Genomic DNA, 13,487 nt, shown 5'->3' with positions numbered 1-13,487 from the left:
CGTCAGACGCTCACCAGGCTAAGCAGATGGCCGTTTTGCAGGCTGAACTGGCCGTGCAGCTCTGCCCCGCGTTGCCACTGTGGCGACAGGTCGGTGAGCAGGCGCAGGCGCGCCAGCCCCTCGCCAGACCAGTCGAGCACTTCGGCGTGCTCGAAGTAGAAACGCTGGCGGGTCAGGGGGTAGAGGGTCTTGAACAGGCTTTCCTTCAGCGAGAAGGTCAGGGTGACCGTCAGCTCAAGCTGAGCGCGGTCCAGGCGCTCCAGCTCGGCCGGGGTGAGAATTTCGCCCATCAAGCGCTCGGCGCGTTCGTCATCGAGCAGGGCTTCCTGATCCAGGCCCAGGCCCTGGCAGCTGTGGGCGCCAGCGACCGCCGCGGCGGCCCAGCCTTGGCCATGGGTGATCGAGCCATGAATGCCGGCGGGCCAGATGGGCGAGCGGTCGTCATGGGTGCCAGGCACGTAGTTGCGACCGTCCAGGCGCTGCAGCGCGGCCCGTGCGCATGCACGGCCGGCCAGGTACTCGGCCTGGCGCTTGGGCACCGAGCGCAGCAGGCTGGCGCTTGGCACTACCCCCGCGCGCTGGAAGTCGTCGGCCCCCAGCTGGGCGGGGTCGAAGGCGCAACTGACCAGCACCGCACCGGGTAATGGGCGGGGCAGGGGCCAGTGGTACTGAAGTGGGGCGCAGCAGGCGGGGAGCGTGTTCATGGCGGCTATTGTGCCAGCCGCGGCGACGGTGTGGGAGATGCAATAGCCGAGGCTGCCGTGCAGCCCATCGCCTGCAAGCCTGCAGGCCCGAAGATCTATGCCGTGCCTGTGGAAGCTGGCTTGCCGACGATGGGCCGCAAAGCGGGCCGTACAATCGCTATTTGAATACTTTCTTGAAAAACGCCTGCATATCCGCCCAGGAGCTTTCATCCGCGGCCTTGTTATAACCAATGTCCGGCCCGCCATGCTCGCCATGGCTCAAGCGGTCTGCATCCGGGTTGGTGAAGCCGTGCTTGGCCCCTTCGATGCTGACGAACTGATAGTTCACCTTGGCCGCCTCCATCTCGGCCTTGAAAGCCTCGACCTGTTGCGGCGTGACCATGCTGTCGGCCGCGCCGTGCTCGACCAGGATATCCGCGCGTACCACGCCCGGTTTGGCCGGGGTAGCGGTAGCCAGTGCGCCATGGAAGCTCACTACGCCGTCGAGTTTCTCGCCACGGCGCGCAGCATCCAGCACCACCTTGCCGCCGAAGCAGTAGCCGACCGCACCCAGCTCGTGCTTGTTGGTGTTCGGTTGCAGTTTCAGCAGCTCAAGGCCCGCATCGAAGCGCCTGGCTGCGGCGGCAGGGTCTTTCAGTGCGGCCGCCATGAACGCCTGGGCATCCTGCGGGTGCTCGGTGTGCTTGCCGTCGCCGTACATGTCGATGGCCAGGGCGTTATAGCCCAGCGCTGCCAGGTCACGGGCGCGGCGCTTGGCATAATCGTTCAGCCCCCACCATTCATGCACCACGACAATGCCTGGGCGCTTGCCCTCGACGGCGTCGTCGTATGCGTAGTAGCCGACCAGCCGGTTGCCGTCGGCGTCCTGGTAAGGAATTTCGCGGGTTTGTACTGCCGCTTGGGCAAGGGCAGCGCTGCACATCAGGGTCAGGGCCAGCAGGACACGCATGGGTACTACTCCTTGTTCGGCAATCGGGTCGTTCAGCCGAGGTTCAGTCAGGGTTCAGTCGCGGTTCAGGGTGCCCTGCTTACTCTAGCTTCCAGACCGAAACAACGCACCCAACTGGAGTAACCTGCCATGAAAACCTTCAATAGCCTGCTTGCCGCCATGGCCGTCTGCGCCGCTGGCCTCACCACCGCTCAGGCTGCCGATGACAACTTCGCCAGCTTCACCTACGGCCAGACCAGCGACAAGGTTCGCAAGTCCGGCCTGTTGCAGCGCAACACCGACAACCTCAACACCGACGGCATCATCGGCAAGGATGACACCTGGGGTGTGCGTGTGGGCAAGATCAACGACCAAGGCCGTTACTACATGACCTATGACAACGTCTCGGGCGATCACAGCGGCCTGAAACTGCGTCAGGAAAACCTGCTGGGCAGTTATGACCTGTTCCTGCCGGTGGGCGATACCACCAAACTGTTTGGCGGTGGCAGCCTGGGCATGACCAAGCTCACCCAGGACTCGCCAGGCGCCCGCCGCGATACCGACTACGGTTATGCCTACGGGCTGCAGGCCGGGGTGATCCAGGACATCACCGACAAGGCTTCGGTCGAGCTGGGCTACCGTTACCTGCGCACCAATGCGGCAACCGAGGTGGGCGCGCATGGCGGGCCGAAGGATGGCACCCTGCGCCTGAGCAGCAGTGCGCAGACTTACCTGGCGGCCTCCTACAAGTTCTGACGGCCTGCCGGGTTATCCTGTACCGGCCTCTTCGCGGCTGAAGCCGCTGCCACAGGGATCGCACAGTCCAGCAAACCTGTGTGCTCCCTGTGAGAGCGGCTTTAGCCGCGAAGAGGCCGGTACAGGCAATAGATGAAAAGGAGCTGCATATGAAACTGCTGGTGGTCGAGGACGAAGCCCTGCTTCGCCATCACCTCTACACCCGCCTGGGCGAAAGCGGCCACGTGGTCGAGGCGGTCGCCGATGCCGAGGAGGCGCTGTACCAGGCCGGGCAGTACCACTTCGACCTGGCCATCATCGACCTGGGCTTGCCCGGTATCAGTGGCCTGGAGCTGATCACGCGCCTGCGCAGCCAGGACAAGACCTTCCCCATCCTCATCCTCACGGCCCGTGGCAACTGGCAGGACAAGGTCGAAGGCCTGGCCGCAGGCGCCGACGACTACCTGGTCAAACCCTTCCAGTTCGAAGAGCTCGAAGCCCGCCTGAATGCGCTGCTGCGCCGCTCCAGCGGCTTCACCCAGTCGACCATCGCTGCCGGCCCGCTGGTGCTCGACCTCAACCGCAAGCAGGCCAGCCTCGATGCGCAGGCGTTGGCGCTCACGGCTTATGAGTACCGCATCCTCGAATACCTCATGCGCCATCATCAGCAAGTGGTGGCCAAGGACCGCCTGATGGAGCAACTGTACCCAGGCGATGAGGAGCGTGACCCGAATGTCATCGAAGTGCTGGTCGGCCGCCTGCGCCGCAAGCTGGAAGGCGAGCAGGGGTTCAAACCCATCGATACCGTACGTGGCCTGGGCTACCTGTTCACCGAGCGCTGCCGATGATTCGTTCCCTGCGCGTGCGCCTGATGCTGGCCGCCGCCGTGCTGGCGCTGCTGTTCATGCTGGGGTTGCTGCCCGCGTTGCAGAAGGCGTTCAGCCTGGCCCTGCAGGAGTCGATCGAGCAGCGCTTGGCCTCGGACGTGACCACGCTGATATCGGCCGCGCGCATCGAAGGCGGCCACTTGCAGATGCCCGAACTGCTGCCGGACGAGCGTTACAACCTGCCGTACACCGGCCTGCTCGGGTATATCTTCGACCGCGATGGCCAGCTGGTCTGGCAGTCGCGCGCCACCGCCGACCGGCACATCAACTACCTGCCGCGCTATGACGGGCGCGGCAACGAATTTGCACGCATCCACCAGGCCGATGGTGAAGAGTTCTTTGTCTACGACGTCGAGATCAAGCTGCTGGGTGGCCAGAGCGCAGCCTACAGCATTGTCGCCCTGCAGCCGGTGAGCGAGTACAAGGCCACCCTCGACGGCCTGCGCGAAAAGCTCTACCTGGGCTTCGGCGCCGCCTTGCTGGCGCTGCTGGTGTTGCTGTGGGCCGGCTTGACCTGGGGCTTGCGCTCGCTGCGCCGGCTCAGCCACGAACTGGATGAGGTGGAAGCAGGGGCGCGCGATGGTCTGAGCGGCGAGCACCCCCGCGAGCTGCTGCGCCTGACCCGCTCGCTCAACCGTTTGCTGCGCAGTGAACGCGAGCAGCGTACGCGCTACCGGGATTCGCTGGACGACCTAGCACACAGCCTGAAAACCCCGCTGGCGGTGTTGCAGGGGGTGGGCGAAAGCCTGCAGCAGCGCAGTGGCGAACGCGAACAGGCGCGGGTGCTGCAAAGCCAGATCGAACGCATGAGCCAGCAGATCGACTACCAGCTGCAGCGGGCCAGCCTGCGCAAGAGCGGCCTGGTGCGCCACAGTGTGCCGCTACGGCCTGTGCTCGACAGCCTGTGCAGCACGTTGGCCAAGGTATACCGGGACAAACGCGTGGAGGTGCAACGGGTGTTACCCGGGGCGGCCCAGGTGCCGATGGAGCAGGGCGCCTTGCTGGAGATGCTCGGCAACCTGCTGGAAAACGCCTATCGGCTGAGCCTTGGCCAAGTGCGCGTAAGCCTTGAGCAAGTGCCAGGGCGCCTGAGCTTGTGCATCGAAGACGACGGGCCGGGCGTACCGGTCGACCAGCGCGAGCGCATCCTCGAGCGCGGTGAGCGGCTGGACAGCCAGCACCCGGGGCAGGGCATCGGTCTGGCGGTGGTCAAGGATATCGTCGACAGCTATGACGCCGTGCTCAGCCTGGGGGACTCACCACTGGGTGGGGCTGCGTTCAGGATTACCTTCAACCTCGATTGATTCGGCCCGGGTGGGCGGATTCCCGCCAACATGCCTGTACAAAACCCGCCACCGGGCGGAAATCCGCCAGCTTTCCTCACCTTTATCGCCCCGTCGTTGGGCATTAATCCTTGGTACACAAGGCATTTGCACCCTTGCTGGGCACTTTGGCACCACCCTTGCTATTGATCTACGCAGAGGCCTGCCCAGGCAGCTCGAACACAACGACAAATCCCTCCAGGTGCAGGAGGGTTAGCGATTCAGGTGCCCCATCACCCTGGGAAGGGTGAGCCGGCACACTTGAGGAAAATTAGCCATGACGACACGTCAGCCGCTTTACAAATCCCTGTATGTCCAGGTGTTGGTCGCCATCACCATCGGCATCCTGCTCGGCCACTTCTACCCGGAAACGGGCGTCGCGCTCAAACCCTTCGGTGACGGTTTCGTCAAACTGATCAAGATGGTCATCGCCCCGATCATCTTCTGTACCGTGGTCAGCGGCATCGCCGGCATGCAGAGCATGAAGTCGGTCGGCAAGACTGGCGGCTACGCGCTGCTGTACTTTGAAATCGTCTCCACCATCGCCTTGATCATTGGCCTCATCGTCGTCAACGTGGTCAAGCCAGGCGCTGGCATGCACATCGACGTCAGCACCCTGAACGCCAGCAGTGTGGCTGCCTATGCCGCCGCCGGCGCGCAGCAGACCACGGTCGGCTTCCTGCTCAACGTCATCCCCAACACCGTGGTCGGTGCATTCGCCAACGGCGATATCCTGCAAGTGCTGATGTTCTCGGTCCTGTTCGGCTTCGCCCTGCACCGCCTGGGTAGCTACGGCAAGCCGCTGCTGGACATGATCGACCGCTTCGCCCATGTCATGTTCAACATCATCAACATGATCATGAAGCTGGCCCCGCTTGGCGCCTTCGGTGCCATGGCCTTCACCATCGGCCAGTACGGCGTGGGTTCGCTGGTGCAACTGGGCTACCTGATGGCCTGCTTCTACATCACCTGCCTGTTGTTCGTGTTGGTGGTGCTGGGCGGTATCTGCCGCGCCCACGGCTTCAGCGTGCTGAAACTGATCCGCTACATCCGTGAAGAGCTGATGATCGTACTGGGCACCTCCTCGTCGGAATCGGCCCTGCCGCGCATGCTGGCCAAGATGGAACGCCTGGGTGCCAAGAAGTCCGTGGTTGGCCTGGTGATCCCGACCGGTTACTCGTTCAACCTCGACGGCACCTCGATCTACCTGACCATGGCAGCGGTCTTCATTGCCCAGGCCACCGACACCACCATGGACATCACCCACCAGATCACCTTGCTGTTGGTGCTGCTGGTGGCTTCCAAGGGGGCTGCCGGCGTCACCGGCTCGGGCTTCATCGTGCTGGCTGCCACCCTGTCGGCGGTGGGCCACCTGCCGGTTGCCGGCTTGGCGCTGATCCTCGGTATCGACCGCTTCATGTCCGAAGCCCGCGCCCTGACCAACCTGGTCGGCAACGCCGTTGCCACCGTGGTCGTGGCCAAGTGGGTCAAGGAAATGGATAACGACAAGCTGGCCTCGGAGCTGGCGTCCGGCGGTGCACCGCTGGTTGATACCCGCCCAACCGACGACCTGGGTGTGGCTGAAGGCCCGGCTCGTTGATAGCGGCTTGAAATGCAAAAAGGCGACCTCGGGTCGCCTTTTTCATGCCTGCACGGTCCTTGTAGGAGCGGGCTTGCCCGCGAAGCAGGCGACGCGGTGTCTGGCACCGGCTGCGCCGGTGTTCGCGGGCAAGCCCGCTCCTACAATGGCCAGCGAACAAGCCTGAATCGCGGTCAGGCCAGCACCACCTCCAACACCCGTTCCGGTGCAGGCACCTGGTAGGCCGGGCGTGGGTCCTGGGCCAGGCACTGTTCGATCAGCGCCAGGCGACCTCGGGTCGCCTTTTTCATGCCTGCGCGGTCCTTGTGGGAGCGGCCTCGCGTCGCGAAAGGGCTGCGTAGCAGCCCCGGCAAGCTTGCAGGATGGCAAAAGGCCCGGGGCCGCTACGCGCCCCATCGCGACGCAAGGCCGCTCCTACAATGGCCAGCGAACAAGCCTGAATCGGGGTCAGGCCAGCACCACCTCCAACACCCGTTCCGGTGCAGGCACCTGGTAGGCCGGGCGTGGGTCCTGGGCCAGGCACTGTTCGATCAGCGCCAGGCGACCTCGGGTCGCCTTTTTCATGCCTGCGCGGTCCTTGTGGGAGCGGCCTCGCGTCGCGAAAGGGCTGCGTAGCAGCCCCGGCAAGCTTGCAGGATGGCAAAAGGCCCGGGGCCGCTACGCGCCCCATCGCGACGCAAGGCCGCTCCTACAATGGCCAGCGAACAAGCCTGAATCGGGGTCAGGCCAGCACCACCTCCAACACCCGTTCCGGTGCAGGCACCTGGTAGGCCGGGCGTGGGTCCTGGGCCAGGCACTGTTCGATCAGCGCCAGGCGACCTCGGGTCGCCTTTTTCATGCCTGCGCGGTCCTTGTGGGAGCGGCCTCGCGTCGCGAAAGGGCTGCGTAGCAGCCCCGGCAAGCTTGCAGGATGGCTAAAGGCCCGGGGCCGCTACGCGCCCCATCGCGACGCAAGGCCGCTCCTACAATGGCCAGCGAACAAGCCTGAATCGGGGTCAGGCCAGCACCACCTCCAACACCCGGATCGCCTCCGGCTGCGGGTAATGCCAGCGCACCTGCACATCCCAGAACCTCACCCCGTACACCCGTTCCGGTGCAGGTACCTGGTAGGCCGGGCGTGGGTCCTGGGCCAGGCATTGTTCGATCAGCGCCACCAGCGGCTCACCCAGCCGCAATGCATGCTCGCGGGCCTGCGCCAATGCGCTGTCGGCCCAATGCACGGCAATGGCTGCAGGCGCGGCGCTGGCCATCTGGTTGCTGGCGCATGCAATGCTGTCGGCGTAAGGCACGTAGGGCTTGATGTCCAGCACCGGCGTGCCATCCAACAGGTCGATCCCGGACAGCAGCAGCCGCCCCGGTTCAACCCCCTCCAGGCGCACCACCGACTGGCCGATGCCATTGGGCCGATGGGTGGCGCGGGTCGCGAACACACCCATGCTCTTGTTGCCACCCAGGCGCGGTGGCCGCACCTTCAGGCGTGGCTTGTCTTCCAGCGCCTGGTGGAACAGGAACAGCAGCCAGACATGGCTGACCTGCTCCAGGCCTTCGACTGCCTCACCCTGGTCGAACGGCGGCAGCAGCTCCAGCACCCCGCGGGCGGCGGGAGCCAGCTGCGGTTGGCGCGGAATGGCAAACTTTTCCTTGAAGCATGAACGGACGATACCGACCGGGGCAACGGTGTGCTGCATGGTCACTCAGCCGCGCACGCGCAAAGTCAGGCCCTTGAGGAAGTTGCGCAGCAACTGGTCGCCGCACGGCCGGTAGTTGTCGTGGCCAGCTTTGCGGAACAGTGCACTCAATTCCGGCTTGCTGACCGGGAAGTTCACGGACTTGAGGATCGCGTGCAAGTCGTCCTCCTTGAGTTCGAAAGCCACCCGCAGCTTCTTGAGGATCAGATTGTTGGTCACCGGCAGCTCGATCGGTTGCGCCGGGCGGCTGTCATCCTTGCCGCGACGGTAGAACACCAGGCCGTCGAGGAAGTGCGCCATCACCCGCTCAGGGCAACGCACAAAGCCTTCTTCGTCTTCTTTCTTCAGGTAGGTGGCGAGCACCAGCGGGTGCACTTCGAGGCCGGAGAGGCCGATGATCTCGGCCATCTTGGCGTCGTTCACCTTGAGCATGTAGCGCAGGCTGCGCAGGACGTCGTTGTGGTTCATTGCTGCTGAATCCTGTTCAGGTGCCGCGCGTTCCAGCGCGGCCTATTACTTAGAAACGTTCGGTACTGGCCACATAGCGCCATTGGCCCAGCGGCACCTTGCCCATCGACACGCCACCCAGGCGAATGCGCCGCATGCCGACCAGCTCCAGGCGCAGGTAAGCGCACAATTCGGCGATCTGCCCGGGCTGCGGGTTTTTCAGGGCCATGCGCAAGTGGGTCTCGTTCTGCCAGCTGGCCTTGGCCTTGGGTAGCTCACGGTCATTGCGCGTAGCACCGCGGGCCAGGCGCTCCAGTGCCTGGGGCGTGGTCTGGCCGCGCACTTCAATGATGAATTCCTGCTCCAGGCGGCGCAGGTCGGCTTCGATCTTGCGGGTCACCCGCCAGTCCTGGGTGAACACTTGCAGGCCACTGGCGCCGCGCTCCAGTGGGGCGACGCAAGCCTGCCGGGCAAAGTGCCCGTGCAGCGCACGCACGCCCTCGCGGTGGGCTTCGCTGAGGCTGCCCATGTTGATGCTGGCGCGGGCGCTTTCGCTGTCCATGCCGGCAGGCTGGTTCAGCAGCAGGGTCACCGGCTCCAGGGGCTCGGCGCGGGCGCCAGGCAACAGCTCGACGCGCTGTTGCCCGACCTTGAACTGCGGCTGCTCGACCACCACGCCATCGACCGTGACCCAGCCTCCTTCAATGTACAGCTCGGCCTCGCGGCGAGAGCAGCCAAGCTGCTCGATGAGGCGTTTGGACAGGCGGACGGGTTCGGACATGGCGCAATTCGCAGAGGCAGGGAAAGGTGACCATTGTACCTGCCCCTACGCGGTTGATGATGGGAATCTGTGTCACTTGCGCCATTTCGGCGACCTGCTGCGGCATATTCAGTCGCCGCTGCACTGGCCTGTGCCCCGCAGGCGCATATGCAGCAGGGGGTAGGGTTGGCCAAGGCCGTCGGTAGGGGAGCGGCCGACCACCTCGAAACCTTCATGCAGGTAGAAGCCCAGGGCTTGCAGGTTCTGCTCGTTGACGTCCAGGGTTTCGGCATTGAGTTCGTTGATGGCGTAGCGCAGCAAGCGCCTGCCCATGCCCTGGCCACGGTAGGCCGGGGCAACGAAGAGCATATCCACCCGGCTGCTGGCGACCCCGGCGAACCCGCAGATACGCTGGCGGTCCTTGCAGCAGACCAGCATCACGGCGTCGAGGTAGCGGTACAACACATGCTCACGCAGCAGCCGGACATAGGCATCGGGTAGAAAATCGTGGGTCGCGCGCACCGAGTCTTCCCAGACCTGGGCCAGTTCGGGGTAGTCGCTAAGGTGCGGGGTTTGCAGGGACAATGGCTGGCGCATCGGGGTACGTTCCTCTGGGGCTGAGGAAACGATAGATGCTAAAAGCGCAACAGGCCCAAGGATTGCCGGTGCGCCTGCGCGGCCCATCATCGGCCAGGAAGCTCCCTGGTAAAGGAGCTGCTGGCCGGCGATGGTGCGCAGCGTACTGTGTGGGTGTCAGACCGGCTCGGCCCACATGTCGTATTCGTCGGCGTCTACCACCCGGCAACGAACCTTGTCGCCTGGCTTGAAGCCATGGTCGCCATCGATGAACACGCTGCCGTCGATTTCCGGGGCATCGAAGAAGCTGCGGCCTACCGAACCTTGCGCCTCGACTTCGTCGATCAGCACTTCGATCTCCTTGCCGATGCGCAGTTGCAGGCGGGCAGCGCTGATGGCCTGCTGGTGGGCCATGAAACGGTCCCAACGGTCCTGCTTGATGTCGTCCGGTATTTCAGCCAGGCCCAGGTCGTTGGCCGGGGCGCCCTCCACCGGCGAGTACTGGAAGCAGCCCACGCGGTCGAGCTGGGCTTCGGTCAGCCAGTCCAGCAGGTACTGGAAGTCTTCTTCGGTTTCGCCGGGGAAGCCGACGATGAAGGTGGAACGGATCACCAGTTCGGGGCACTGTTCACGCCATTGCTTGATGCGTGCCAGGGTACGGTCTTCGAAAGCCGGGCGCTTCATCGACTTGAGCACTTTCGGGCTGGCATGCTGGAACGGAATGTCCAGGTACGGCAGGATCTTGCCGGCCGCCATCAACGGGATCACATCGTCGACATTCGGGTAAGGGTACACGTAGTGCAGGCGCACCCAGGCTCCCAGGCTGCTCAGTGCTTCGCACAGTTCAAGCATGCGCGTCTTGACCGGGCGGCCGTTCCAGAAGTCGGTCTTGTACTTGACGTCAACGCCATAGGCGCTGGTGTCCTGGGAAATCACCAGGATCTCCTTGACCCCGGCCTTCACCAGGCGCTCGGCCTCGCTCAGCACTTCGCCCACCGGGCGGCTGACCAGCTTGCCGCGCATCGACGGGATGATGCAGAAGCTGCAGCTGTGGTTGCAGCCTTCGGAAATTTTCAGGTAGGCGTAGTGGCGCGGGGTCAACTTGACCCCTTGTGGCGGTACCAGGTCGATCAGCGGGTTGTGGTCCTGGCGGGGTGGCACCACTTCGTGCACGGCGTTGACCACCTGCTCGTACTGTTGCGGGCCTGTGACCGACAGCACGCTTGGGTGCACGTCACGGATGTTGCCTTCTTCAACGCCCATGCAGCCGGTCACGATGACCTTGCCGTTTTCCTTGATCGCTTCGCCGATGACTTCCAGCGATTCGGCCTTGGCACTGTCGATGAAGCCGCAGGTGTTGACCACCACCACGTCGGCATCCTCGTAGGTGGGCACGACTTCATAGCCTTCCATGCGCAGCTGGGTCAGGATGCGCTCGGAATCGACCAGGGCTTTGGGGCAACCCAGGCTTACGAAACCTACCTTGGGGGTGGCGGGCGTGGTGGACATGACTAACCTCGGTATTGAATGCAGGTCGCCCGGCCGGAATCGGGGGCGATCTTGACGGGCGCTTTTGGCGCCTCTGATCAAAAAGTGCGCAATTCTAGCGAGCGCAGGGACGCTTGACCAGCAGAAATACGACGAACGCTGCGCTATGCTTCGCGCCGTTGCGCCAAGCTGCAGTGAGTGCTTGGTCGCAGAGTGAATACTGAAAGGCCGTAATGGCCGTCTGCGGGAGTGGTCGATGGTTCAGGCAAGCAGTCACGCTGAGGGCGGGCACGAGGGTAAGCAGGGTGCGACGCGGTCGCTGGGCCTGCTCGTGGCAGCGGTCGGGGTGGTTTATGGCGATATCGGCACCAGCCCGCTGTATACCCTGAAGGAAGTCTTTACCGGTGGTTATGGGGTGCCGGTCAACCATGACGGCGTACTGGGGATCCTGTCGCTGATCCTCTGGTCGCTGCTGTGGGTGGTGTCGTTCAAGTACGTGATGTTCATCCTGCGCGCCGACAACCAGGGCGAGGGCGGCACCATGGCCCTGACTGCGCTGGCGCGGCGGGCTACGGCGGCCTACCCGCGGCTGCGCACACTGATGGTGATCTGTGGCCTGATCGGCGCTTCGCTGTTCTATGGTGACAGCATGATCACCCCGGCGGTGTCGGTGCTGTCGGCGGTAGAGGGCATGGGCCTGGCGTTCGACGGTATCGACCACTGGGTGGTGCCGATCTCGCTGGTGGTGCTGGTGGCCCTGTTCCTGGTGCAGAAGCACGGTACCGAGAAGATCGGCAAGCTGTTCGGCCCGATCATGGTCACCTGGTTCGTGGTGCTCGGTGCACTGGGCGTGAACGGCATTTCGCAAAGCCCGGAAGTGCTCAAGGCCTTCAACCCCGGCTGGGCGGTCAACTTCTTCGTGGTGCACCCGGGGATGGGCGTGGCCATTCTGGGGGCGGTGGTGCTGGCGCTGACCGGTGCCGAGGCATTGTATGCCGACATGGGCCATTTTGGCCGCAAGCCTATCGCCCGTGCCTGGTTCATCCTGGTGCTGCCGGCGCTGGTGCTCAACTATTTTGGCCAGGGCGCGCTCCTTCTGCAGGATCCGGATGCGGCCCGTAACCCGTTCTACCTGCTGGCACCGGGCTGGGCGTTGTTGCCGTTGGTCGGCCTGGCCACCCTGGCCACGGTGATCGCCTCGCAGGCCGTGATTTCCGGGGCCTTCTCCTTGACCCGCCAGGCCATCCAGCTGGGTTATATCCCGCGCATGCAGATCCAGCACACCTCCAGCGACGAGCAAGGGCAGATCTATATCGGTGCGGTGAACTGGACCCTGATGGTGGGTGTGGTACTGCTGGTGATCGGTTTCGAGTCCTCCGGGGCGCTGGCGGCAGCCTACGGTGTTGCGGTAACCGGGACCATGCTGATGACCACGATCCTGGTGTCGGCGGTGATGCTGCTGCTGTGGAAGTGGCCGCCGCTGCTGGCGGTGCCGATTCTGGTCGGTTTCCTGCTGGTCGACGGGCTGTTCTTTGCCGCCAACGTGCCGAAAATTGTCCAGGGTGGCGCTTTCCCGGTGCTGGCCGGGGGCGTGCTGTACCTGCTGATGAGCACCTGGAAGCGTGGCAAGCAGATCCTGGTCGAGCGCATCGACGAAGGGGCATTGCCGCTGCCGTTGTTCATCAGCAGTATCCGCATTCAGCCACCGCACCGGGTCGAAGGCACGGCGGTGTTCCTGACCGCGCGTTCCGATGCCGTGCCGCACGCGCTACTGCACAACATGCTGCACAACCAGGTGCTGCATAGCCAGGTGGTGTTGTTGACGGTGGTCAGCGAGGACCGGCCGCGGGTGCCGGAGCACGAGCGCTTCGAAGTGGAAGCCTATGGTGACGGCTTCTTCCGCGTGCTGCTGCATTTTGGCTTCATGGACGAGCCGGACGTACCGGCGGCGTTGAAACTGTGCCATCTGGATGGCCTGGACTTCACCCCAATGCGCACCACGTACTTCCTCAGCCGTGAGACGGTGATCGCCTCACGGCTCGAGGGGATGTCGCGCTGGCGTGGCAACCTGTTCGCCTTCCTGCTGAAGAATGCCAACGGCAACCTGCGCTTCTTCAACCTGCCGCTGAACCGGGTGATCGAACTGGGGACCCAGGTCGAGATCTGATTGGCAAGGGGCTGCTTTGCAGCCCATCGCTGGCAAGCCAGGCTCCCACAAGTATTGCGCTGATATTCAATATGGCGCGGTCCCTGTGGGAGATTCTATGGTTCCTGGCAAGGGTAGCCGGAGCATCTTCAGCGCCTGTGAGATCGAGCGCCGCCCGCGCTAACAGGCGCTGCCATACCTTGTGG

General features: G+C 64.0%; 12 protein-coding genes and 3 pseudogenes. 5 read left to right on the top strand and 10 right to left on the bottom strand.

Annotation, left to right across the window (positions count from 1 at the left end):
• Positions 1-2: 2 nt before the first annotated feature.
• Both L1P09_RS19175 and L1P09_RS19170 read right to left on the bottom strand, forming a co-directional pair.
• A complete protein-coding gene (locus tag L1P09_RS19175) occupies positions 3-704 on the bottom strand; it encodes a 4'-phosphopantetheinyl transferase family protein (protein WP_232892526.1) in 702 nt (233 codons plus the stop codon).
• Positions 705-861: 157 nt separating this feature from the next.
• Complete coding sequence (locus L1P09_RS19170) at positions 862-1,653, bottom strand: dienelactone hydrolase family protein (protein WP_054905937.1); 792 nt, start codon at positions 1,651-1,653, stop codon at positions 862-864.
• Positions 1,654-1,782: 129 nt separating this feature from the next.
• On the opposite strand from L1P09_RS19170, the gene L1P09_RS19165 reads away from it, so the two are divergent.
• The 4 genes from L1P09_RS19165 to L1P09_RS19150 all read left to right on the top strand — a co-directional run bounded on the left by L1P09_RS19165 (position 1,783) and on the right by L1P09_RS19150 (position 6,176).
• Positions 1,783-2,388, top strand: a complete 606-nt coding sequence (locus tag L1P09_RS19165) for an outer membrane protein (RefSeq protein ID WP_192440756.1) — start codon at positions 1,783-1,785, stop codon at positions 2,386-2,388.
• A gap of 149 nt (positions 2,389-2,537) precedes the next feature.
• Positions 2,538-3,215, top strand: coding sequence for a response regulator (locus L1P09_RS19160; protein WP_054905938.1), 678 nt, complete (start codon positions 2,538-2,540; stop codon positions 3,213-3,215).
• Positions 3,212-4,558 carry an ATP-binding protein gene (locus L1P09_RS19155; protein ID WP_235768006.1) on the top strand — a complete coding sequence of 449 codons (1,347 nt, stop codon included), beginning with the start codon at positions 3,212-3,214 and terminating at the stop codon, positions 4,556-4,558. Before L1P09_RS19160 ends, L1P09_RS19155 begins: the two co-directional genes overlap by 4 nt.
• Positions 4,559-4,853: 295 nt before the next feature.
• Positions 4,854-6,176: a dicarboxylate/amino acid:cation symporter gene (locus L1P09_RS19150; protein ID WP_054911991.1), complete on the top strand. Its 1,323-nt coding sequence runs from the start codon at positions 4,854-4,856 to the stop codon at positions 6,174-6,176.
• Between the two features lie 197 nt (positions 6,177-6,373).
• On the opposite strand, the pseudogene L1P09_RS19145 reads toward L1P09_RS19150, so the two are convergent.
• From L1P09_RS19145 to rimO, 8 genes and pseudogenes are all read right to left on the bottom strand, one after another.
• Positions 6,374-6,466: pseudogene (locus tag L1P09_RS19145) on the bottom strand (hypothetical protein); the annotation flags it as partial.
• 181 nt (positions 6,467-6,647) lie between these two features.
• Positions 6,648-6,740, bottom strand: a pseudogene (locus L1P09_RS19140) (hypothetical protein); the annotation flags it as partial.
• Between the two features lie 181 nt (positions 6,741-6,921).
• Positions 6,922-7,014 (bottom strand): annotated as a pseudogene (locus L1P09_RS19135) (hypothetical protein); the annotation flags it as partial.
• Between the two features lie 157 nt (positions 7,015-7,171).
• The gene (gene tsaA / locus L1P09_RS19130; protein ID WP_009682558.1) at positions 7,172-7,864 is read right to left on the bottom strand and encodes a tRNA (N6-threonylcarbamoyladenosine(37)-N6)-methyltransferase TrmO; all 693 of its coding nucleotides are present in this window, start codon (positions 7,862-7,864) and stop codon (positions 7,172-7,174) included.
• Positions 7,865-7,870: 6 nt separating this feature from the next.
• The gene (locus L1P09_RS19125; protein WP_029887591.1) at positions 7,871-8,332 is read right to left on the bottom strand and encodes a YehS family protein; all 462 of its coding nucleotides are present in this window, start codon (positions 8,330-8,332) and stop codon (positions 7,871-7,873) included.
• A 49-nt stretch (positions 8,333-8,381) separates the two neighbouring features.
• Positions 8,382-9,092: an rRNA pseudouridine synthase gene (locus L1P09_RS19120; protein ID WP_235768005.1), complete on the bottom strand. Its 711-nt coding sequence runs from the start codon at positions 9,090-9,092 to the stop codon at positions 8,382-8,384.
• Positions 9,093-9,200: 108 nt separating this feature from the next.
• Complete coding sequence (locus tag L1P09_RS19115) at positions 9,201-9,668, bottom strand: GNAT family N-acetyltransferase (protein ID WP_235768004.1); 468 nt, start codon at positions 9,666-9,668, stop codon at positions 9,201-9,203.
• A gap of 156 nt (positions 9,669-9,824) precedes the next feature.
• The gene (gene rimO / locus L1P09_RS19110; RefSeq protein ID WP_192440748.1) at positions 9,825-11,156 is read right to left on the bottom strand and encodes a 30S ribosomal protein S12 methylthiotransferase RimO; all 1,332 of its coding nucleotides are present in this window, start codon (positions 11,154-11,156) and stop codon (positions 9,825-9,827) included.
• A gap of 235 nt (positions 11,157-11,391) precedes the next feature.
• Here rimO and L1P09_RS19105 point away from each other — a divergent pair, with 235 nt between their 5' ends.
• Entirely contained in the window at positions 11,392-13,302 is a 1,911-nt protein-coding gene (locus tag L1P09_RS19105; protein WP_054905944.1) for a potassium transporter Kup, read from the top strand.
• The last annotated feature ends 185 nt before the right edge of the window (positions 13,303-13,487 follow it).

Source organism: Pseudomonas juntendi (assembly GCF_021560075.1).
Lineage (GTDB): Bacteria > Pseudomonadota > Gammaproteobacteria > Pseudomonadales > Pseudomonadaceae > Aquipseudomonas > Aquipseudomonas juntendi.
This window is presented reverse-complemented; position numbering and strand designations above follow the sequence as displayed.

Coding starts and splice junctions, on each gene's coding strand:
- L1P09_RS19175 (WP_232892526.1), bottom strand. CDS start 704: ATGAACACGCTCCCCGCCTGCTGCGCCCCACTTCAGTACCACTGGCCC.
- L1P09_RS19170 (WP_054905937.1), bottom strand. CDS start 1,653: ATGCGTGTCCTGCTGGCCCTGACCCTGATGTGCAGCGCTGCCCTTGCC.
- L1P09_RS19165 (WP_192440756.1), top strand. CDS start 1,783: ATGAAAACCTTCAATAGCCTGCTTGCCGCCATGGCCGTCTGCGCCGCT.
- L1P09_RS19160 (WP_054905938.1), top strand. CDS start 2,538: ATGAAACTGCTGGTGGTCGAGGACGAAGCCCTGCTTCGCCATCACCTC.
- L1P09_RS19155 (WP_235768006.1), top strand. CDS start 3,212: ATGATTCGTTCCCTGCGCGTGCGCCTGATGCTGGCCGCCGCCGTGCTG.
- L1P09_RS19150 (WP_054911991.1), top strand. CDS start 4,854: ATGACGACACGTCAGCCGCTTTACAAATCCCTGTATGTCCAGGTGTTG.
- tsaA (WP_009682558.1), bottom strand. CDS start 7,864: ATGCAGCACACCGTTGCCCCGGTCGGTATCGTCCGTTCATGCTTCAAG.
- L1P09_RS19125 (WP_029887591.1), bottom strand. CDS start 8,332: ATGAACCACAACGACGTCCTGCGCAGCCTGCGCTACATGCTCAAGGTG.
- L1P09_RS19120 (WP_235768005.1), bottom strand. CDS start 9,092: ATGTCCGAACCCGTCCGCCTGTCCAAACGCCTCATCGAGCAGCTTGGC.
- L1P09_RS19115 (WP_235768004.1), bottom strand. CDS start 9,668: ATGCGCCAGCCATTGTCCCTGCAAACCCCGCACCTTAGCGACTACCCC.
- rimO (WP_192440748.1), bottom strand. CDS start 11,156: ATGTCCACCACGCCCGCCACCCCCAAGGTAGGTTTCGTAAGCCTGGGT.
- L1P09_RS19105 (WP_054905944.1), top strand. CDS start 11,392: ATGGTTCAGGCAAGCAGTCACGCTGAGGGCGGGCACGAGGGTAAGCAG.